Annotated in this window: 21 protein-coding genes; 18 read left to right on the top strand and 3 right to left on the bottom strand. The window is 67.8% G+C overall.

The window, feature by feature from the left end; genetic code table 11:
• Positions 1-260: 260 nt before the first annotated feature.
• From sepIVA to A5790_RS13540, 13 genes are all read left to right on the top strand, one after another.
• Positions 261-998 (top strand): cell division protein SepIVA, encoded by a 738-nt coding sequence (sepIVA, locus tag A5790_RS13600; protein WP_066844861.1) that lies wholly within the window; start codon positions 261-263, stop codon positions 996-998.
• A 43-nt stretch (positions 999-1041) separates the two neighbouring features.
• Positions 1042-1644, top strand: a complete 603-nt coding sequence (locus tag A5790_RS13595; RefSeq protein WP_066844859.1) for a DUF177 domain-containing protein — start codon at positions 1042-1044, stop codon at positions 1642-1644.
• Positions 1637-2335 (top strand): ribonuclease III, encoded by a 699-nt coding sequence (gene rnc / locus A5790_RS13590; RefSeq protein WP_066844857.1) that lies wholly within the window; start codon positions 1637-1639, stop codon positions 2333-2335. Before A5790_RS13595 ends, rnc begins: the two co-directional genes overlap by 8 nt.
• The gene (gene mutM, locus A5790_RS13585; RefSeq protein WP_066844855.1) at positions 2328-3200 is read left to right on the top strand and encodes a bifunctional DNA-formamidopyrimidine glycosylase/DNA-(apurinic or apyrimidinic site) lyase; all 873 of its coding nucleotides are present in this window, start codon (positions 2328-2330) and stop codon (positions 3198-3200) included. The genes rnc and mutM overlap by 8 nt, the downstream gene beginning before the upstream one ends.
• Before the next feature lie 57 nt (positions 3201-3257).
• Entirely contained in the window at positions 3258-3674 is a 417-nt protein-coding gene (locus tag A5790_RS13580) for an OsmC family protein (protein WP_066844854.1), read from the top strand.
• Positions 3658-3942, top strand: coding sequence for an acylphosphatase (locus A5790_RS13575; RefSeq protein WP_066845156.1), 285 nt, complete (start codon positions 3658-3660; stop codon positions 3940-3942). Before A5790_RS13580 ends, A5790_RS13575 begins: the two co-directional genes overlap by 17 nt.
• Positions 3943-3968: 26 nt before the next feature.
• Complete coding sequence (gene smc, locus A5790_RS13570; protein WP_197696782.1) at positions 3969-7556, top strand: chromosome segregation protein SMC; 3588 nt, start codon at positions 3969-3971, stop codon at positions 7554-7556.
• A 128-nt stretch (positions 7557-7684) separates the two neighbouring features.
• Positions 7685-9061 (top strand): signal recognition particle-docking protein FtsY, encoded by a 1377-nt coding sequence (gene ftsY / locus A5790_RS13565; RefSeq protein WP_197696787.1) that lies wholly within the window; start codon positions 7685-7687, stop codon positions 9059-9061.
• A gap of 182 nt (positions 9062-9243) precedes the next feature.
• The gene (locus A5790_RS13560; protein ID WP_066844846.1) at positions 9244-10608 is read left to right on the top strand and encodes an ammonium transporter; all 1365 of its coding nucleotides are present in this window, start codon (positions 9244-9246) and stop codon (positions 10606-10608) included.
• Positions 10609-10641: 33 nt separating this feature from the next.
• Positions 10642-10980 (top strand): P-II family nitrogen regulator, encoded by a 339-nt coding sequence (locus tag A5790_RS13555; protein WP_018600748.1) that lies wholly within the window; start codon positions 10642-10644, stop codon positions 10978-10980.
• Between the two features lie 69 nt (positions 10981-11049).
• Positions 11050-13548, top strand: coding sequence for a [protein-PII] uridylyltransferase (locus A5790_RS13550; protein ID WP_066844844.1), 2499 nt, complete (start codon positions 11050-11052; stop codon positions 13546-13548).
• Positions 13549-13617: 69 nt separating this feature from the next.
• Positions 13618-15186 carry a signal recognition particle protein gene (ffh, locus tag A5790_RS13545; RefSeq protein WP_066844841.1) on the top strand — a complete coding sequence of 523 codons (1569 nt, stop codon included), beginning with the start codon at positions 13618-13620 and terminating at the stop codon, positions 15184-15186.
• 1 nt (position 15187) lies between these two features.
• Positions 15188-16270, top strand: a complete 1083-nt coding sequence (locus A5790_RS13540; protein WP_066844839.1) for an amidohydrolase family protein — start codon at positions 15188-15190, stop codon at positions 16268-16270.
• Positions 16271-16448: 178 nt separating this feature from the next.
• Here A5790_RS13540 and A5790_RS13535 read toward each other — a convergent pair whose 3' ends face one another.
• Positions 16449-17294 (bottom strand): D-alanyl-D-alanine carboxypeptidase family protein, encoded by an 846-nt coding sequence (locus A5790_RS13535; protein ID WP_066844837.1) that lies wholly within the window; start codon positions 17292-17294, stop codon positions 16449-16451.
• A gap of 73 nt (positions 17295-17367) precedes the next feature.
• Positions 17368-18246: a D-alanyl-D-alanine carboxypeptidase family protein gene (locus A5790_RS13530; protein ID WP_066844832.1), complete on the bottom strand. Its 879-nt coding sequence runs from the start codon at positions 18244-18246 to the stop codon at positions 17368-17370.
• A gap of 32 nt (positions 18247-18278) precedes the next feature.
• On the opposite strand from A5790_RS13530, the gene A5790_RS13525 reads away from it, so the two are divergent.
• The 5 genes from A5790_RS13525 (at position 18279) to trmD (ending at position 20951) form a co-directional block, all read left to right on the top strand.
• Positions 18279-18695: a nuclear transport factor 2 family protein gene (locus A5790_RS13525; RefSeq protein ID WP_066844829.1), complete on the top strand. Its 417-nt coding sequence runs from the start codon at positions 18279-18281 to the stop codon at positions 18693-18695.
• 256 nt (positions 18696-18951) lie between these two features.
• Entirely contained in the window at positions 18952-19494 is a 543-nt protein-coding gene (gene rpsP / locus A5790_RS13520; protein ID WP_066844826.1) for a 30S ribosomal protein S16, read from the top strand.
• A gap of 8 nt (positions 19495-19502) precedes the next feature.
• Positions 19503-19745, top strand: a complete 243-nt coding sequence (locus A5790_RS13515; protein WP_003881089.1) for an RNA-binding protein — start codon at positions 19503-19505, stop codon at positions 19743-19745.
• A gap of 9 nt (positions 19746-19754) precedes the next feature.
• On the top strand, positions 19755-20270 hold the full coding sequence (rimM, locus tag A5790_RS13510; protein WP_066844823.1) for a ribosome maturation factor RimM: 516 nt from the start codon (positions 19755-19757) through the stop codon (positions 20268-20270).
• Between the two features lie 3 nt (positions 20271-20273).
• Positions 20274-20951, top strand: coding sequence for a tRNA (guanosine(37)-N1)-methyltransferase TrmD (gene trmD / locus A5790_RS13505; RefSeq protein WP_064428351.1), 678 nt, complete (start codon positions 20274-20276; stop codon positions 20949-20951).
• A gap of 5 nt (positions 20952-20956) precedes the next feature.
• Here trmD and A5790_RS13500 read toward each other — a convergent pair whose 3' ends face one another.
• Positions 20957-21481: a hypothetical protein gene (locus A5790_RS13500; RefSeq protein WP_066844820.1), complete on the bottom strand. Its 525-nt coding sequence runs from the start codon at positions 21479-21481 to the stop codon at positions 20957-20959.
• Positions 21482-21561: the final 80 nt, after the last annotated feature.

Raw genomic sequence — 21561 nt, 5'->3', positions numbered from 1 at the left:
AAGTTCAGACTCGAGGAAGACTCACGCCCGCCCCCGGGCGCCATCGAAGGATGCCGCCCGGGGGCGGGCTTTCGTCTCGGTCCCGGGCGGTTGACATAATGCGAGCAGCAATTCAGCCGGGAGTTGCGGCCTGGGGAGTGGAGAGACTCAGCAATCCATGAATTTCCGACGTCCGGGGCGACACACCGGGCGGGAAGCTGAGTCACAGGGGTAACACCAGGCACACTAGTAACTGTCAACTACGCCTGGAGGGTGTTGCCGTGTACCGAGTTTTTGAGGCGCTCGACGAACTGAGCGCGATTGTGGAAGAAGCCCGCGGCGTGCCGATGACGGCAGGCTGCGTCGTGCCGCGCGGCGATGTCCTCGAGCTGCTCGACGACATCAAGGACGCGATTCCCGGTGAGCTCGACGATGCCCAGGACGTCCTCGATGCCCGCGACGGGATGCTGCGCGAGGCCAAGGACCACTCCGACTCGATGGTGTCCACGGCCACCGCCGAGGCGGACTCCGTCCTGAACCACGCCCGCGCGGAAGCGGACCGGCTGCTGGCCGACGCGAAGGCCCAGGCCGATCGCATGGTGGCCGAGGCTCGACAGCACAGCGAGCGGATGGTCGGCGAGGCCCGCGAGGAGGCCACCCGCGTCGCCGCCACCGCCAAGCGCGAGTACGAGGCGAGCACCGGACGGGCCAAGACCGAAGCCGACCGGCTCATCGAGAGCGGCAACCTGGCCTACGAGAAGGCCGTGCAAGAGGGCATCAAGGAGCAGCAGCGGCTGGTGTCGCAGACCGAGATCGTCGCGACCGCGACCGCCGAGGCGACGCGGTTGATCGACTCGGCGCACGCCGAGGCCGACCGGTTGCGCGGCGAGTGCGATATCTACGTCGACAGCAAGCTCGCGGAGTTCGAGGACTTCCTCAACGGCACGCTGCGCTCCGTCGGTCGAGGTCGTCACCAACTTCGCACCGCCGCGGGCACGCACGACTACGCGGCCCGCTGAGCGCCGGGCGCCGCCAAGAATCCTCGCCGTAAACTCGGTACTTATGGCGACGCATGCCAAAGCGGCGGCGCATCGCGCGTCACAATCGCCGCTCGTGATCAACATCTCCCGGCTCGGTAGGCGACCCGGGTCGATGATGACTGTCTCCGAAACGGTGCCCAGCCCGTCGCGCATCGGGCTCGACCTGATCGCCATCGACAAAGGGGCACCGCTGGGGCTCGACCTGCGTGTCGAGTCGGTGTCGGAGGGAGTCCTGGTCTCCGGGACGGTGTCCGCTCCCACGACGGGCGACTGCGCGCGATGCCTGACGCCGGTCACCGGCGACGTCGAGATCTACCTCACCGAACTGTTCGCCTATCCCGACAGCGCCACCGACGAGACGACCGAAGCCGACGAGGTCGGTCGCGTGGTGGACGACACCGTCGACCTGGAGCAGCCGATCATCGACGCCGTCGGGCTGGTGCTGCCGTTCGCGCCGCTGTGCGGTCCGGACTGCGCGGGCCTGTGCCCGGACTGCGGTGTGGCCTTGGCCACCGCCGAACCCGGTCACCACCACGAGCGGATCGACCCGCGCTGGGCGAAGCTGGCCGGCATGGTCGACACTGTCGGCGGAGCCGACGATCCCACTGAGGACACGCGTGAGTGAGCGCGCCGCGCTGCTGGCGGCGCTGGGTGTGGATCTGCCCGACGAACTGCTCACCATGGCGCTCACCCATCGCAGCTACTCCTACGAGAACGGCGGTCTGCCGACCAACGAGCGATTGGAGTTCCTCGGCGACGCCGTGCTCGGGCTGACCATCACCGAGGAGCTCTACCACCGGCACCCCGACCGGTCCGAGGGCGATCTGGCCAAGCTGCGCGCCAGCATCGTCAACACCCAGGCACTCGCCGACGTCGGTCGTCAGCTGTCCGATGGCGGGCTCGGCGCCTATTTGCTACTCGGCAAGGGCGAGCTGAGCTCCGGCGGCGCCGACAAGGCCAGCATCTTGGCCGACGGCGTCGAATCCTTGTTGGGTGCAATCTATTTGGAGCACGGCAACGCGGTCGTGCGTGAGGTGATCCTGCGGCTGTTCGGCGACCTGCTCGACACCGCGCCCACGTTGGGCGCCGGGCTGGACTGGAAGAGCAGTCTGCAGGAGCTGACCGCCTCGCGCGGCCTTGGTGCGCCCACCTATCTCGTCACCTCGACGGGTCCGGACCACGACAAGGAATTCACCGCGACGGTCATGGTGACCGACACCGAATACGGCAGGGGTGTCGGGCGCACCAAGAAGGAGGCCGAACTCAAGGCGGCCGCGGCGGCGTGGAACGCGCTGACGGCCGAGGTAGATGCCTGAGCTTCCCGAGGTCGAGGTTGTCCGTCGCGGACTGGACGCACACGTCGTCGGCAAGACCATCACCGCTGTGCGCGTACATCATCCGCGCGCGGTGCGGCGCCACGAGGCGGGACCCGCGGATCTGACCGCGCGCCTGCTCGACAGCACGATCACCGGGACCGGGCGGCGAGGTAAGTACCTGTGGCTGACGCTGGACGACGGCTCCGCGCTGGTCGTGCACCTCGGCATGAGCGGGCAGATGCTGCTGGGCGCGCCCCCGAGCGAGAATCACCTGCGCATCGCGGCGCTGCTGGATGACGGCACCGCGTTGAGCTTCGTCGACCAGCGCACGTTCGGCGGATGGCTGCTCACCGACATGGTCACCGTCGACGGGACCGACGTCCCGTTTCCGGTCGCGCACCTCGCGCGTGACCCGCTCGACCCGCAATTCAACCGCTACGGCGTAGTGAAAGTGTTGCGCGGCAAGCACTCCGAGATCAAACGTCAGCTGCTCGACCAGACCGTCGTCTCGGGCATCGGCAACATCTATGCCGACGAGGCGCTGTGGCGCGCCAAGGTCAACGGCGCCCGGTTGGCGTCGTCTCTGAGCAGGCCGAAGCTGGCCGAGCTGCTCGACGCGGCCGCCGAGGTGATGCGCGAGGCGCTCGCCCAAGGCGGGACGTCATTCGACTCGCTGTATGTCAACGTCAACGGCGAGTCGGGTTACTTCGACCGCTCGCTGGACGCCTATGGGCGCGAAGGCGAGCCCTGCCGACGCTGTGGGGCAATCATGCGGCGCGAGAAGTTCATGAACCGCTCGTCGTTCTACTGTCCGAAATGTCAGCCGCGCCCGCGGGTACGGCGAACCGCGCCCAGACCGACGTAATGGTCGATTGAGCGCGCGGTTTTCCGCCAATACGTCGGTCTGGGCGAAGATGGGGCCATGACCGAACTTTGGGTTGAGCGGACGGGAGTGCGGCGCTATGTCGGACACAGCTCCCGCGGCGCGGAGGTGCTCGTCGGCAACGAGGACGTCGACGGCGTCTTCACGCCCGGTGAGCTGATGAAGATCGCGCTCGCCGCCTGCAGCGGGATGGCCAGCGACGTGCCCCTGCAGCGGCGCCTCGGCGAGCAGTACCGCACCACGATCCGCGTCTCCGGGGCGGCCGACCGCGAGCAGGAGCGCTATCCGCTGCTCGAAGAGCGAATGGAACTCGACCTGTCCGGGCTGTCCGAGCAGGAGCGGGCGCGGGTGCTCACGGTCGTCGAGCGCGCCATCGACCAGGTCTGCACCGTCGGCCGCACCCTCAAGGCTGGGGCCAAAGTGACGTTTGAGGTAGATGATGCAGGAGTTAGCTGAGGTACGCCTGACGGCTTGGGTGCACGGGCACGTTCAGGGTGTCGGCTTCCGGTGGTGGACGCGCGCCCGAGCACTGGAACTAGGGCTGACCGGATTCGCGGCCAACAAGCCAGACGGCCGCGTTCAGGTGGTCGCCCAGGGGCCACGCGAGTCCTGTCAGCGGCTGCTTGACCTGCTGCAAAGAGGAGAAACGCCGGGGCGGGTCGACAACGTCGTCGCCGACTTCACAGAACCTCGCGACTCGCTACAAGGGTTCACCGAGCGATAGCCGCTGCGGCGGTAGTGTGGCACGTCGTGCACCTCAAGAGTCTGACCCTGAAGGGCTTCAAGTCGTTTGCTTCGCCGACGACTCTGCGCTTCGAGCCAGGCATCACGTGCGTGGTCGGGCCCAACGGTTCGGGTAAGTCCAATGTCGTCGACGCGCTCACCTGGGTGATGGGTGAGCAGGGCGCCAAGACGTTGCGCGGCGGCAAGATGGAGGACGTCATCTTCGCGGGCACGTCGTCGCGCCCGCCGCTGGGTCGCGCCGAGGTGACGGTGACCATCGACAACTCCGACAACTCGCTGCCGATCGAGTACTCCGAGGTGTCGATCACCCGGCGGATGTTCCGCGACGGCGGCAGCGAGTACGAGATCAACGGCAACAGTTGCCGGTTGATGGACGTGCAGGAACTGCTGTCGGACTCCGGTATCGGGCGCGAGATGCACGTCATCGTCGGACAGGGCAAGCTCTCCGAGATCCTCGAGTCGCGCCCCGAGGACCGGCGCGCGTTCATCGAGGAGGCCGCCGGCGTCCTCAAGCACCGCAAGCGCAAGGAAAAAGCGGTCCGCAAACTCGACGCGATGTCGGCCAACCTGAACCGGCTGACCGACCTGACCACCGAACTGCGCCGTCAGCTCAAACCGCTCGGGCGTCAAGCCGAGATGGCCCGGCGCGCACAAACCATCCAGGCCGATCTGCGCGACGCGCGGCTGCGGCTGGCCGCCGACGACCTCGTCACCCGCCGCGCCGAGTTCGACAACACCAACCAGGCCGAGACCACGCTGCGGCGCGAACACGACGAGATCGCCACACGGCTCGAGGCCAAGACCGCCGAGCTGGCCGCGCACGAGGCGGCGGTCGGCAGCCTCAGCGAACGCGCGGACGCGGCGCAGCAGAGGTGGTTCGCGCTGTCCGCGCTCGCCGAACGCGTCAGCGCGACGGTGCGCATCGCCAGCGAGCGCGCACAGCATCTCGACACCGAGCCCGAGGCGTCGACGGGTCCGGATCCCGACGCCCTGGAAACCCAGGCCGACGAGGTCGCCGAACAGGAGCGCCGGCTGCTCGGCGAGCTGACCGAGTCGCGCGGCAAGCTCGAGGCGGCCCGCGCCGAACTCACCGAACGCGAGCGCATCGCCGCCGAGGCCGAGCGCGCACACATGGCCGCCGCCCGCGCCGAGGCCGACCGTCGCGAGGGGCTGGCGCGGCTGGCCGGTCAGGTCGACACCATGCGCACGCGCGTGGAATCGATCGACGAGACCGTCGCCCGCCTCACCGGCACCATCGACGAGGCCGCCACCCGCGCGCAACAGACCCAGGCCGAGTTCGAGACCGTGCAGAGTCGCGTCGGCGAACTCGACGCCGGTGAGGTCGGTCTCGACGATCACCACGACCGCACGGTCGCCGCGCTGCGGCTCGCCGACGAACGCGTCGCCGAACTACAGGCCGCCGAACGTGGCGCCGAACGTCAGGTGGCCTCGCTGCGCGCGCGCATCGAGGCTCTCTCGGTGGGTCTCGATCGCAAGGACGGGGCGGCCTGGCTACAGAAGAACCGTGGTGGGGCAGGGCTTCTCGGCTCGGTCGCCAACCTGTTGAAGGTGCGCAACGGCTACGAGGTGGCCGTCGCGACCGTGCTGGGTGCCGCGGCCGACGCGGTGGCCGCCGAGAGCCCGGGAGCCGCTCGTGCAGCGGTCGCGGCGCTCAAGGAGTCCGACGGCGGCCGGGCGGCGATCGTGCTGAGCGACTGGCCGAACCGTGAAGTGCCGCAGGCACAGTCGTTGCCCGACGGCGCGGTGCACGCGGTTGATCTGGTCGAGGCGCCGCAGCGGCTGCAGGGCGCGGTCCGGGCCATGCTCGCCGACGTCGTGGTGGTCTCGGACCTGGCCGCTGCCCTGGACGCGGTCGCGGCGCATCCGACGCTGCGGGCGGTCACCACCGACGGCGATCTCGTGGGTCCGGGCTGGGTCAGCGGCGGATCCGATCGCAAACCCAGCACGCTCGAGATCGCATCGGAGGTCGACAAGGCCCGCGCCGAGCTGGCAGAGGCCGAAAAACAGGTCGACGAGCTGTCGGCGGCGCTGTCCGGTGCGCTCGCCGAACAGGCCAGCCGTCAGGATGCCGCCGAGCAGGCGTTGGCCGCGCTCAACGAATCCGACGCGGCGATCTCGGCGATCTACGAGCAGTTGGGTCGGCTCGGTCAGGACGCGCGTTCGGCCGACGACGAATGGCAGCGGCTGATCCAGCAGCGAAATGAACTGGAAGCCAATCGGTCCCGCACCGTCGACGAACTCACCGAGCTCGAGCAGAGGCTGCACAACGCACAGCAGGAGCCGACGTTCGAAGCCGAGCCCGTCAACCGGCAGGAGACGACGGCAGCGGCAGAGGCGGCCCGCACCGCCGAGGTGGAGGCCCGGCTGACGGTGCGCACCGCCGAAGAGCGCGCCAATGCCGTTCGCGGAAAGGCTGATTCGCTGCGCCGGGCCGCCGCAGCCGAACGCGAGTCACGGCTACGCGCGATGCGTGCCCGCGAAGCCCGTCGACATGCGGCGGCCGTGGCGGCCGCGGTCGCGGAATCGGGTCGCGTTGTCGCACAACGGCTCAGCGCCGTCGTGGCGGTGGCTTCACGCGCTCGCGACGAGGTCGCCGCCGAACGCCAGCACCGCGCCGCCGCGCTGGCCGCGACGCGCGACGAGGTCAACGAGCTCACCGCCAAAGTCAACGGCCTCACCGAGGCGCTGCACAAGGACGAGGTCGCCAAGGCGCAGGCCGCGCTGCGGATCGAGCAGCTCGAGGAGCAGGTGCTCGAACAGTTCGGCATGGCAACCGCCGACCTGATCGCCGAATACGGGCCGGACGTGCCGTTGCCGCCAACGGAATTGGAGATGGCCGAGTTCGAGCAGGCGCGCGAGCGTGGCGAGCAGGTCACCGCGCCCGCACCGATGCCGTTCGACCGCGCGACGCAGGAACGGCGCGCCAAGAAGGCCGAGCGAGAGCTCAACGAACTGGGCCGGGTCAACCCGCTGGCGCTCGAGGAGTTCGCCGCGCTCGAGGAGCGGTACAACTTCCTGTCCACCCAACTGGAGGACGTCAAGGGTGCCCGCAAGGACCTCCTCGACGTGATCGAGGACGTGGACGCACGCATCCTTCAGGTGTTCACCGAGGCATACGCCGACGTGGAACGCGAGTTCACCCAGGTGTTTTCGACGCTGTTCCCCGGCGGCGAAGGCAGGCTGCTGTTGACGAACCCCAACGACATGCTGACCACCGGCATCGAGGTCGAGGCGCGGCCGCCCGGCAAGAAGATCAAGCGCTTGTCGCTGCTGTCCGGCGGTGAGAAATCGCTGACCGCGGTCGCGATGCTCGTGGCGATCTTCCGCGCGAGGCCGTCGCCGTTCTATGTGATGGACGAGGTCGAGGCGGCGCTCGACGACGTGAACCTGCGCCGGCTGATCAGTTTGTTCGAGCAGCTGCGCGAGCGCTCCCAGCTGATAGTTATCACCCACCAGAAGCCCACGATGGAGGTCGCCGACGCCCTGTACGGCGTCACCATGCGCGACGACGGCATCACCGCGGTCATCAGCCAGCGCATGCGCGGGCAGGAACTGGTCGGCGCGGCCAACTGAGCCGCGGTTTGTGCACCGTCTGGCGCGCTGAGCGCAACAAGCGGTGCACAGATCGAGGCATGAGGGGGCGCGGGGGGCGTCGGCGCGGCTCACCTTGAGACAATGGCGCCGTGACTGATGTTGGCTCGATGTGGTTGTGGATCGCGATAGCGGTCATCGCCGTTTTATTGGTCGCCGCGCTCGTCGTCGGGCTGGTGCGGTATCGACGCCGGCGCATCCGGCTGTCGTCGACGGAGACGGCCACGCCGATCGACCGTTCCGGGGGCTATACCGCCTCTGCAGGGATCACGTTCTCGCAATCCGCGCCGACCGCGCCCCCCGAGCGCATCGACACCACCGGCCTGCCCGCCGTCGGTGACGACGCCACCATTCCGCGCGACGCACCGAAGCGCCCGATCGCCGACGTGCAGCTACCCGAGCCGCCGGTTCAGGAGCGCCCCGCACCCGCCGAACCCGCGCCCGCGCCTGACGAACCGACGCCCGCACCCGCGCCTGCCGAGCTGGCGCCCGCGCCTGAACCGGCGCCCGCGCCTGCCGAGCCGGCACCCGTCGTCGAGCAGGACGCACCGGTCCTCGACGAGATCGCACCGACAGAAGGGCGGCTCGAGCGGCTGCGGGGCAGGCTCGCCAAGTCTCAGAACACTCTCGGACGCAGCATGTTGGGGCTGCTCGGCGGAGGCGACCTGGACGACGAGTCGTGGGAGGAAGTGGAAGACACGCTGCTGATCGCCGACCTCGGGCCCGTCGTGACGGAGTCGGTGGTCGCCGCGCTGCGCGCCCGGATGGCCAGCAGCCGGGTGCGGAACGAGGCCGACGCCCGCGCCGTGCTGCGCGAGGTCCTCATCGAGGCGCTGCAGCCCGACCTCGACCGCTCGATCAGGGCTCTGCCGCACGCGGACAAACCCTCGGTGCTGCTGGTCGTCGGGGTGAACGGAACCGGTAAGACGACCACCGTCGGCAAGCTGGCCCGCGTCCTGGTCGCCGACGGTCGCCGCGTCGTCCTCGGGGCGGCCGACACCTTCCGCGCCGCCGCGGCCGATCAGTTGCAGTCGTGGGCGTCGCGGGTGGGGGCGCAGGTGGTACGCGGCCCGGAGGGCGCCGACCCCGCCTCGGTGGCCTTCGACGCCGTCGACGAGGGCATCAAGGAGGGCGCCGACGTCATCGTTATCGACACCGCCGGGCGCCTGCACACCAAGACCGGGTTGATGGATGAACTCGGCAAGGTCAAGCGGGTGGTCAGCAAGCGCGCCGAGGTCGACGAAGTCCTGCTGGTGCTCGATGCCACGATCGGCCAGAACGGTCTGCCGCAAGCCAGGGTGTTCGCCGAGGTCGTCGACATCACCGGGGTGGTGCTGACGAAGCTCGACGGCACGGCCAAGGGCGGAATCGTCTTTCGCGTGCAGCAGGAATTGGGCGTTCCGGTCAAGCTCGTCGGACTCGGGGAGGGCGCCGACGATCTCGCTCCGTTCGAGCCCGGCGCATTCGTCGACGCGCTTCTCGGATAGTCCGATGCGCCCGGCAGCGGCCGTGCGTCGCGGCGGAATCCGCGTGGAAACACGAGCGTAACGCTTCTGGCGTGTCCGTTCACTTCGTGGAAACGGAACAGAATCACCGGTGAAACGCGGACAAAAGAGTCTCTTCGGGAGGCCGATCCGATCGGCGCACTTCCCAAGGAGGTTCACACAAAGTGGTTTCAGCCTTACCCCTTGCCCTACCCGATGATGCGTTCGCGCCATTCGGCCCCGACGGGTTGAGCTCCGGCGACACCGCATGGGTGCTCACCGCCGCGGCGCTGGTTCTGTTCATGACGCCCGGTCTCGCGTTCTTCTACGGTGGGCTGTCACGCCAGAAGTCGGTCTTGAACATGATGATGATGTCGTTCGGGACCATGGGCGTCGTGAGCGTCATCTACGTGCTGTGGGGCTACTCGATGTCGTTCGCGTCGGCGCACACCGGCAACAGCGACATCGCGGGCATCTTCGACAACCCGTTCTCGCTGTTCGGGCTGAGCCCGCTGCTGGAGACCAAGGAAGTGGACGGAATATCGCTGTACGTTCTCGGCGGATTCGGTTCGGTGCCCGCGATCGTCTGGGCGGGCTTCCAGCTGACCTTCGCGGTCATCACCGTCGCCCTGATCAGCGGTGCGGTGGCCGAGCGCATGAAGTTCGGCACGTGGCTGGTGTTCGGCGGGATCTGGGTGACGTTGGTGTATTTCCCGCTGGCCCACATGGTTTGGGGTGGCGGCTTGCTGTCCGGGGCCGAGAACGGTATTGCGGCCAAGCTTTTCGGCGTCAGTGAGGAGGGCACCGCGAATGTATCCCCGATCGACTTCGCCGGCGGCACGGTGGTGCACATCAACGCCGGCATGGCCGCACTGGTGCTTGCGCTGCTGCTCGGTAAGCGGACCGGCTTCGGCAAGGTCGCCTATCGGCCGCACAACATTCCGTTCGTGATGCTGGGCGCGGCCATCCTGTGGTTCGGCTGGTTCGGCTTCAACGTTGGGTCCGAGGGCGCGGCCGACATGCTCGCCGGCCAGGTCTGGGTCAACACCACTGCTGCGACCGCCGCCGCGATGCTGGGCTGGCTGCTGGTGGAGCGGCTCCGCGACGGCCACGCAACCAGCGTCGGTGCCGCCTCGGGCGTCGTGGCCGGCCTCGTGGCCATCACACCGGCCTGCGGTTCGTTGTCGCCGATCGGGTCGTTGATCCTGGGCGTCATCGCGGGCGCGCTGTCGGCGCTGGCGGTCGGACTGAAGTACAAGTTCGGCTACGACGATTCGCTCGACGTGGTCGGCGTGCACCTGGTAGCGGGCCTGTGGGGAACGGTGGGCATCGGCTTCCTGGCGCTGGAGACGGGCCTGTTCTACGGCGGTGGATTCCAGCAGCTCGTCGTGCAGGTCGTCATCGCCTTGGTGGCGGTTATCTTCACCGGCATCATGACCGCGATCATTGCCTTTATCGTTAAGCCGTTGGGTTGGCGCGTTACCGCGGAGGACGAGGACACCGGCATTGATGCGACCGAACATGCTGAAACCGCTTACGAGCTCGTCTGATCGGCAACAATTTCCTCGGAAGGGATCCACTAAATGAAGCTGATTACAGCGATCGTCAAGCCATTCACACTCGAGGATGTCAAAACCGGGCTGGAGCAGACGGGTATCCTCGGGATGACCGTCAGCGAGGTTCAGGGCTACGGGCGCCAGAAGGGGCACACCGAGGTTTACCGCGGTGCTGAGTACTCCGTGGATTTCGTGCCGAAGGTTCGTGTCGAGGTTGTCGTCGAGGACTCCGCCGTCGACAAGGTGGTCGATGTCATCGTCCAGGCGGCACGGACCGGGAAGATCGGCGACGGCAAGGTGTGGGTGAGCCCCGTCGACACCGTGGTCCGGGTACGCACCGGGGAACGGGGAGCCGACGCCCTTTGAGCCGCTTGTAGAACTGAGAGTTCGTCTTCGTCCGATCACACACCGTGAGTTACAGGGGGAGAGGACGAGATGAGTGAGATGAACCCCGAATCAGCTGCCGAGGAGCGCATGGAGCAGCGAACCGCCGCCGGTGCCCCTCAATGGGTGGCGCCGGCGGCGGGCTCGTCTCGTCCCGCGACGGACCTGTGCGCCGCGATCAAGCAGCTGTTGACAGACGGTGCGCGCCAACTGGATTCGGCCGCCCTGCGACATGCATTGCAAGACCTGCACGAGTTCTGGCTGACCACCAAGGCCACCGAGATCGGCATCACGCCCACCAGCGGCTTCGCCATCGTCGCGACCGGTGGCCTGGGCCGGGGTGAGTTCGTGCCGCACTCCGACCTGGATCTGATGCTGTTGCACGACAACATGCCGGACGACGTGGTCGTTCAGGTGGCCGAACTGCTGTGGTATCCGTTGTGGGACGCCAACATTCGCCTCGACCACAGTGTGCGGACCGTGCCCGAGGCGTTGAAGGTGGCCGGTGAGGACATCTCGGCGGGGCTGGCGATGCTGGAAGCGAGTCATATCGCCGGTGACGCCGACCTGTCCGCGCTGCTGATCGGGGGAGCCCGTCGGCAGTGGCGTACCGGAATCGCTTCGCGCTTCGACGAACTCGTCGAGCACACCCGGGCGCGCTGGCAGCGCAGCGGAGAGATCGCGCACCGCGCCGAGCCCGACCTCAAATGCGGTCGTGGTGGGCTGCGTGACGTCCAGCTGCTCAACGCGCTGGCGATCGCGCAACTGGCCGACGGGTATCCCAACCACACGTTGGCGTCCCCGCTCGGGTCGTTAGGGCAGGCTCATCTGGCGTTGCTCAACGTACGGACCGAACTGCACAGGGTGGCCGGCCGCGGCCGCGACCTGCTGTTGGCCCAACACGCCGACGAGATCGGCGCGGCTCTGCACATCGGTGACCGCTTCGATCTGGCCCGGATGCTGTCCGATGCCGCGCGCACCATCAGCTTCTACGTCGACGCCGGTATCCGCACTGCAGGTAACGCGCTTCCCCGCCGTGGATTCGCGGCATTGCGCCGTCCCCCTCGTCGCCCTCTCGACGAGGGGGTCATCGAGTTCGCAGGTGAGGTCATCCTCGCGCGCGACGCGCGTCCCGAACGCGATCCCGGCCTGATCCTGCGGGTGGCCGCAGCGTCGGCGACGACGGGGCTGCCGATGGCGGCCTCGACGCTGTCCCGGCTGGCCGCAGCGGCCCCCGAACTCCGCACACCCTGGCCGCATCAGGCGCTCAAGGATCTGCTCGTCATGCTGGCCGCGGGGCCGTCGGCGGTCGACACGATCGAGGCGCTGGACCGCACCGGCCTGTGGGGGCGCCTGTTTCCCGAGTGGGGTGCGGTGCGTGACCTTCCTCCGCGCGATGTGGTGCACATCTGGACAGTCGACCGACATCTCGTCGAAACCGTCGCGCGAGCAAGCGCTTTCACCACACGAGTGGCCCGTCCGGACCTTCTGATGCTCGGTGCGCTGTGCCATGACATCGGCAAGGGACGCGGCGGCGACCACAGCGTCATCGGTGCGGAGTTGGCCACCCAGATCGGCACCCGGCTGGGGATGTGGCCCTCGGATGTCGAGATCCTGTCGAAGCTCGTCCGCCACCACCTGCTGCTGCCGCATACCGCGACACGGCGCGACCTCCAGGATCCCGACACGATCGCGTCGGTGGTCGACGCTCTCGACGGCGATCCCGTCCTGCTGGAGTTGCTTCACGTCCTCGCCGAGGCCGATTCGCTGGCGACCGGACCCGGCGTCTGGGGCGACTGGAAGGCCTCGCTCCTCGGCGATCTCGTGCACCGCTGCCGGACGGTGATGGCCGGAGAACCACTACCGCAACCGGATCCCATTGATCCGCGGTATCTTTCGCTCGCTGGACAGGTGGGCGTTCATCTGGAGCTGACACCGGGGGACGGCCCGCAGATCTTCAACGTGACGGTCATCGCGCCCGACCGGCGCGGCCTGCTGTCGAAGGCGGCGGGCGTGCTCGCGCTGAACTCGTTGCGCGTACATTCGGCCTCGGTGAACGGTCACGAGGGCTCGGCGATCAACACGTTCGTCGTCTCCCCGCATTTCGGCTCGCCCCCGGCGGCCGAGGTGCTGCGCCAGCAGTTCATCCTCGCGCTCGACGGTGAACTCGACGTGCAGGAGGCACTGGATCGCCGCGAACGTGAGGCCGCGCAGCACGGCACGTCGCGCGCCGGCGAGGTCCCTGCCGCCGTCCCCATCAATCACGTCACCGCCCCGCCACGCATCCTGTGGTCCGAGGGCGCCCGGTCGGGCGAACTGGTCGTGCAGATCCGCAGCACCGACCGCGCGGGCCTGCTGGCCCGGCTGACCGCCGTGTTCGAGCGCGACGGCATCGACATCGCGTGGGCGAAGGTGACGACGATGGGCTCCTCGGTGGTCGACCTTTTCGGCATCACCGCAGACAAGGGCGTCTGCGACGACATCGAACGCGACCTGTACGCGGTGCTGCCTGCCCCGCCGGCCCGCAAACCGGTGTCCGAAGCGAGCTGATCACGGCCGTTTACGCCGCGCACGCCCTGCTCGGGCGCGCCGCTGGCGGCTCCCATTAGGCTGGACGTCGTGTTTGAATCCCTGTCCGACCGGTTGACCGGGGCCCTGCAGGGCCTGCGCGGCAAAGGGCGGCTGACCGACGCCGATATCGACGCGACCACCCGCGAGATCCGGCTGGCGTTGCTGGAAGCCGACGTGTCGCTGCCCGTCGTGCGCGCCTTCGTCAACCGCATCAAGGAGCGCGCCCGGGGCGCCGAGGTGTCCGGCGCGCTCAACCCGGCCCAGCAGGTCGTCAAGATCGTCAACGAGGAACTGATCGGCATCCTCGGCGGTGAGACCCGCCCGCTGGCGTTCGCCAAGACGCCGCCGACGGTGATCATGCTGGCCGGCCTACAGGGTTCGGGTAAGACCACCCTGGCCGGCAAGCTCGCGAGATGGCTTCGCGTTCAGGGCCATACACCGCTGCTGGTGGCATGCGACCTCCAGCGCCCCGGTGCGGTGAACCAGCTGCAGATCGTCGGCCAGCGCGCCGACGTCGCGGTGTTCGCACCCCATCCCGGTGTGTCGGCGGACGGTGCGGCCGATGCGGCGCCGGGTGATCCGGTCGCGGTCGCGGCCGCGGGCCTGGCCGAGGCCAAGGCCAAGCACTTCGACGTGGTGATCGTCGACACCGCCGGCCGCCTCGGCATCGACGACGAGCTGATGAGCCAGGCCGCCGCGATCAGGCAGGCCGTCGATCCGGACGAAGTGATCTTCGTGCTGGACGCGATGATCGGCCAGGACGCGGTGACCACCGCCGAGGCGTTCCGCGAGGGCGTCGGCTTCACCGGCGTGGTGTTGACGAAGCTCGACGGTGACGCACGCGGCGGTGCTGCGCTCTCGGTCCGCGAGATCACCGGCGTGCCGATCCTGTTCGCCTCCAGCGGTGAGAAGCTCGAGGACTTCGACGTCTTCCACCCCGACCGGATGGCCAGCCGCATCCTCGGTATGGGCGATGTGCTGTCGCTGATCGAGCAGGCCGAGCAGGTCTTCGACGCCCAGAAGGCCGAAGAGGCCGCGGCCAAGATCGGCAGTGGCGAACTGACGCTGGAGGACTTCCTCGAGCAGATGCTGGCGATCCGCAAGATGGGCCCGATCGGCAACCTGCTCGGCATGCTGCCCGGCGCGGGTCAGATGAAGGACGCGCTGGCCTCCGTCGACGACAAACAGCTCGACCGGCTGCAAGCGATCATCCGCGGTATGACGCCCAAGGAGCGTGCCGATCCGAAGATCATCAACGGGTCGCGCCGGCTGCGCATCGCCAACGGGTCGGGTGTGACGGTCGGCGAGGTCAACCAGCTCGTCGAGCGGTTCTTCGAGGCCCGCAAGATGATGTCGCAGATGGCAGGCCAGATGGGAATGCCGTTCGGCCGCAAGAACTCTCGTAAGAACACGAAGAACAAGAAGAAGAGCGGAAAGAACAAGAAGTCAGGCAGGGGCCCGACTCCGCCCAAGGTGCGCAACCCCCTCGGCGCCGCGATGCCGGGCATGCCCGCCGGCTTCCCGGACCTGTCCGATATGCCCAAGGGTCTCGACGAGCTCCCGCCCGGACTGGCCGACATCGATCTGTCCAAGCTGAAGTTCCCGGGCCAGAAGTAGCGTGAAGCGCCCCGCTCTTCATGTCCGCGGCGTCGGACTGCCCGATGAGCAACCGGTGGAGTGGTGGATCGACGGGGGTGTGCTCAGCGCCGAACCGGTCAGCGGCGCGGAGACGGTGTTCGACGGCGGGTGGATACTGCCGGGGCTCGTCGACGCCCACTGTCACGTGGGTCTCGGCGATCACGGCCCCCTGGACAATCTCGACGACTGCATCGCACAGGCCGAGGTCGAACGCGAGGTCGGTGCGCTGCTGCTGCGTGACGCGGGTTCGCCGATCGACACCCGCAGCCTCGCCGACCACGACGATCTGCCGGAGATCATCCGCGCGGGCCGCCACCTGGCCAGGCCCAAACGCTATCAGCGCGGGTTCGCCATCGAATTGGACGACGAATCCGCGCTGCCCGACGCGGTGGCCGAACAGGCGCGCTTCGGCGACGGGTGGGTCAAGCTCGTCGGCGACTGGATCGACCGCGAGGTCGGCGACCTGGCGCCGTTGTGGTCCGACGATGTGCTCAAGGCCGCGATCGACGCCGCGCACGCCAACGGCGCGCGCGTCACCGCGCACGTGTTCAGTGAGGACGCGCTGCCAGGCTTGATCAAGGCGGGGATCGACTGCATCGAGCACGGGACGGGCCTGACCGACGACACCATCGACCTGATGGTCGAGTACGGCACCGCGCTGGTACCGACGCTGATCAACGTCGCCAACTTCCCGGGTATCGCCGACGGCGCCGCGAAATACCCGACGTACGCCAAGCACATGCGGGACCTGTACGAGAAGTGCTATCCGCGCATCGCTGCCGCCAGGGAGGCAGGGGTCCCGATCTATGCGGGCACCGACGCGGGCAGCATGGTCGCCCACGGCCGCATCGCTGACGAGATCGACGCGCTCACCGATATCGGGATGACGCCGACCGAAGCCCTGGGTGCGGCGTGCTGGGCCGCCCGTGAGTGGCTCGGCCGGCCGGGCATGGAGCACGGCGCGCCCGCCGACCTGGTGTGTTACGCCGACGATCCGCGCAAGGGCGCGGCCGTCGTCAACCGCCCGGATCTGGTGATCCTCCGCGGCCGCACCTTCCCCTGAGCTCGCGAGCGGCACCTTCCCCTGAGCTCGCGAGCGGCACCGTCCCCGCGAGTGACCGTGTCTGTACACGACACACCGGGGTAATCGGTACATTCGCGGACGCTCGTGGCTCACGAAAGTCCGTGTAGCGCTCAAGAATTGCGGCGTGTCGTGCGCAAACACGGTCGCTCGCGGGGGTTCAGGGCTGGCTGAAGCCCCAGTCGAACAGTTTGATCGCCTGACCGTAGAGGTCGCCGGTGCCGTACAACTGCGCGACCACCAACCGGCGGTTGCCGCGTTGGGCGGCGGCGGCGAAGGTGTTACGAGCCAGGTTGGTGTAGCCGGTCTTGCCGACGAGCGTGCCCGGATATCGCTTGAGCAGCTGGTTCTGGTTGGTGATCGTCTTAGGACCGTTGTCGGTCGGGAACAACGACGACGGCTGGCGCACGATCGCGGCGAACACCGGATACAGCAGCGCATGGCGATAGATCTGCGCGAGGTCGCTGGCGGTGGTGAACGACTCCATGCCCGGACCGTCCAGCCCTGACGGCGACGACGCACGCGTGCTGCGCGCGCCCAGCGACTGCGCCTTGGCGTTCATCTTCGCCACCGCGACGCGGTAACCGCCGAGGCCGTCGGCGAGAACGTTGGCGGCCTCGTTACCCGAGACCAACATCAGCCCGTCGAGCAGTTGGCGCACGGTGTAGGCGCGCCCGGCTTTTACTCCGGCACAGGAGCATTCGACGTCAGCGGCCGCCGGCCTGGCCGCGATCGCCGCGTTGAGCGGAAGGTGGTCGAGTACCACCATCGCGAGCAGCGCCTTGATGGTGCTTGCGGGCGCATGCGGCTCATAGGGATTGCGCGAGGCCAGGATTCGGCCGGAATCGACGTCAGCGAGCACCCAGGCCTGCGCCGGCCCGTCGGGCAGCGCGACGGCGCCCGACGGTTCGCCTCGCGGTTGAGATGATGCGGGCGCGGCGACGCCGATGGCCAGTGTCATTGCGCAAGTCAGCGCAATGGCCAACGCAGCCAACATGCTTCGCATGGTCGCCGAGCGTATCGGCGGGGTTCCCCGTCCCGGTCTCGGATGTGTTGCGATTCAGCAACTCATCCGGTGATCACAGCGCGCCGATCGTGGCGCCCGGACTGAGCGCGAAACCCCAGTCGAACAAGCTGGAGGCCTGATCCCAGTAGGTCGGCTGACCCGGCTTGTCCATGCCGTACATCAACGCGACGACCAACCGGCGACCGTCGCGTTGCGCAGCGCCGACGAAGGTCTTCTGGGCGCGGTCGGTGAACCCCGTCTTCCCCCCGAGCATGCCCGGATAGCGCTCGAGCAGTACGTCCTGGTTGACCAGGACTTTGTCACCGTCCTTGGTGGGGAAGACCGCCGTGGGCGCAGCGGTGATCGACGCGAACACCGGGTTCGCCATCGCGGCGCGGAAGATGACCGCCAGATCGTGCGGCGACGACCACATGTCGATGCCGGGGCCGTCGAGGCCCGACGGCGACGCCGCGTTGGTGCCGTGGGCACCGAGCAGGGCGGCCTTGGCGTTCATCTTCGTCACGGCGACGTCGTAACCACCGAGCATGGTGGCCAATGTGTTGGCCGCGTCGTTGCCTGAGACCAGCAGAATCGCGTCCAGCAGTTGCCGTGTCGTGTAGACCATGCCCGGCGTCACGCCCGCACAGTTGCACTCCACGCGGGTGTCGGCCTCGTTGGCGACCACGGTGGCATCAAGCGGCAGTTCGTCGAGCACCGTCAACGCCAGCAGTACCTTGATCGTGCTGGCCGGCGCGTACTGGCCGTACTCGTCGCGCCCGGCGAGCACCGCACCGGTGTCCATATCGGCGAGCACCCATGCCCGGGCCGGGCCCTCGGGTATCGGTACCGAACCCGACGGTTGGCTCACGCTGACGGGCGCGGCGGTCGCGACGGAGGTCCCGAAGGCCACCAGGCACAACACAGTGGTCAAGCAGATCAAGAGCTTCCGCATGGGCAGGCAGCCTAGTCGTGTTCAATCGACGCATGCTGAGCCTCGAGGAGATTTCCGACCGCTTCGAAATACAGCAGCTGTTGATCGACTACTCGACGGCCATCGACCAGAAGCGATTCGACGACCTCGACCGGGTTTTCACCCAGGACGCCTACATCGACTACCGCGTCACCGGCGGCATCGACGGCCGCTTTCCTGAGGTCAAGACGTGGCTCAAGGACGTGCTGCCGAACTTCCCGGCGTACTACCACATGCTGGGCAACGTCGATATCCGCGTCACCGGCGACACCGGCTCATCGCGTGCGATCTGCTTCAACCCGATGGTGATGGGCAGCGAAAGTCAGATCTACTTCGTGGGGATCTGGTACGTCGACGAGTTCGTGCGCACCGCCGACGGCTGGCGCATGAGCAAGCGGGTCGAGGAGAAGTGCTTCGACAAACTCGTCTGAGCGCGTAAGTGCCCTTAGCGGGCTGATCGCCCTCACCTGGTGCGTGGGATCAACCCGTCAACGCGCTCGCGGCGCGGATTTTTGCCGGTCGCGGCTGTTCTGGCACAATGGGCGGCTGTCTGCCGCGGGACCCGTTTCGAGCGATTTCGCCGGGCGCTTCTGCGGCGGTCACACATGCAAGGCAAAACCGGGCCGAGGCAACCCGCCTCGATCGCTGAATTGCCAGCGTGGCAATCACAGGAGAAGACGTACCACCATGGCTGTAAAGATCAAGCTCGCGCGGCTCGGCAAGATCCGCAACCCCCAGTACCGCATCACCGTCGCCGACGCGCGCACCCGCCGTCAGGGCCGCTCCATCGAGGTGATCGGTCGCTACCACCCGAAGGAAGACCCCAGCCTCATCGAGATCAACTCGGAGCGGGCCCAGTACTGGCTCAGCGTCGGCGCGCAGCCGACCGAACCGGTGCTCGCTTTGCTGAAGATCACCGGTGACTGGCAGAAGTACAAGGGTCTGCCCGGTGCGGAAGGCACGCTGAAGGTCAAGGAGCCCAAGCCCAGCAAGCTGGATCTGTTCAACGCGGCGCTCGCGGAGGCCGAGGGCGGTCCGAGTACCGAGGCCACGCAGCCCAAGAAGAAGAAGGCGCCCGCCGCCAAAAAGGCAGCCGACAAGGCCTCAGACGAGTCGGATAAGAAGGCGGTCGAGGCCGAGCCCCAGGCCGATCCGGCGCCAGCCAAGGACGAGTCCGAGCCCTCGGCTGAGGGCGAGGACGCCACCGTCGCCGGCGCCACCGAAAGCTGAGTCAGGCCGTGAGTTCTGTCGTCGTCGACGCGGTCGAACACCTCGTGCGCGGAATCGTCGACAACCCCGACGACGTCCGCGTCGACATGGTGACCAGCCGGCGTGGTCGCACCGTCGAGGTGCACGTTCACCCCGATGACCTGGGCAAGGTGATTGGCCGCGGTGGGCGCACCGCGACCGCGCTGCGCACACTGGTCGCCGGTATCGGCGGTCGCGGTATCCGCGTCGACGTGGTGGACACCGACCAGTAGTCGGTCATCATGGACCTCGTTGTCGGGCGCGTGGCCAAAGCGCACGGCATCGCCGGTGAAGTGGTGGTGGACGTCCGCACCGACGATCCCGATGCGCGGTTTGCAGCCGGGACGTCGTTGCGCGGGCGACCCGCGAAGGGCGGTCCCGAGCGCGAGTACAGGATCGAGTCGGTCCGTGAACACGGTGGCCGTCTGCTGGTCCGGTTCGACGGCATCGGCAACCGCAACGCCGCCGACGCGCTGCGCGGAATCCTGTTCCTCGTCGACTCGCAGGAACTGCCACCGATCGATGACCCCGACGAGTACTACGACCATCAACTCGAGGGCCTGCGGGTGCGGACAACAAACGGCGACGACATCGGCACCGTCACCGAGGTGCTGCATACGGCCGCCGGTGAGCTGCTCGCGGTCCGCGCTGACGAACGCGAAGTTCTGGTGCCGTTCGTCAGCGCGATCGTGACGTCGGTGTCGTTGGCCGACGAGGTCATCGAAATCGACCCACCGGACGGCCTGCTGGAGATCTGAGCGATGCGAATAGACGTTGTGACGATCTTCCCGGCCTACCTCGAACCTCTGCGGCAGTCATTGCCGGGCAAAGCTATTGAATCCGGCATCGTGCAACTGGAGGTACACGATCTGCGCCGCTGGACGCATGACGTGCACCGCTCGGTCGACGACGCGCCCTACGGCGGCGGACCGGGGATGGTGATGAAGGCGCCGGTGTGGGGCGCGGCACTCGACGAGATCTGTTCGGAACAAACGCTTCTGGTGGTGCCGACGCCTGCGGGACGACTGTTCCGGCAGGCCGACGCCAGCGCATGGGCAACCGAGAAACACCTGGTGTTCGCATGTGGACGCTACGAGGGAATCGACCAGCGCGTCGTCGAGGACGCGGCGCGCCGCATGCGCGTCGAGGAGGTGTCGATCGGTGACTACGTGTTGCCCGGGGGCGAGTCGGCGGCACTGGTGATGATCGAGGCCGTCGTGCGGTTGCTGCCCGACGTGCTCGGCAATCCGCAGTCACATCAACAGGATTCACATTCCGAAGGCATCCTCGAGGGTCCGAGCTACACCCGGCCGCCCAGCTGGCGGGGCCTCGACGTACCCGATGTCCTGCTCTCCGGCGACCACGCCAAGGTCGCCGCATGGCGTCGCGAACAAGGATTGGAGCGCACCCGCGAGCGTCGACCCGACCTGCTCGACTGAGCGCCTCAGGTGACGACTTCGACAACTCCGTTCAGATCCGTGATGCCGAGTTCGACGACGAGGGCAGGCTGACGCCGGCCGGCCTCCTCCCGGAATGCCCGCAACGCCCCCGACAGCATCTCGGTCTCGTACACCTTGTCGGTCAGCACCCTGTCGCCGTAGGCCACTGCCGCTGCGCCGCAGTCGCGGTGTGCCATACCGATCAACCGCGTCAGCCAGTGCAGGTCCACCGAGATCGCGAGGTTCTCCCAGAACGTCTCGTGCCAGCCGGCGAACGCCGGGGCCACCGCGCCGACCGGCCCGCCGGCGAAGGCGAACTGGCTGTAGTTGTTCTGCCACCCGCGGCCGGACATGTACTTCCACGTTTCGGTGGTGAACCGAGGGTCGATGCATTTCATCAGCATCGCCTCATAGCCCTGATCGAGCTGACCCGCCGCTTGCGGCGCGGTGGCCATGGCGGCGGCGCCCAGCCCGAACGCACCGAGTGCGGCCCGGCGCGAGATCGTCGGCAGATGCCCAGCTGGAGTCATCAACGCAGCGTGCCGGATTCTCGCGGCGCGAAGTGCCCTTTTCGCGGTTCTCGGCCGACTTTCGTCGAACTTGCTACGCG

It is taken from the genome of Mycobacterium sp. 852002-51152_SCH6134967, assembly GCF_001667105.1.
Taxonomy (GTDB): Bacteria; Actinomycetota; Actinomycetes; order Mycobacteriales; family Mycobacteriaceae; genus Mycobacterium; species Mycobacterium neumannii_A.
Note: the sequence above shows the minus strand (reverse complement) of the source record. Positions and strands in the feature narration are given on the sequence as shown.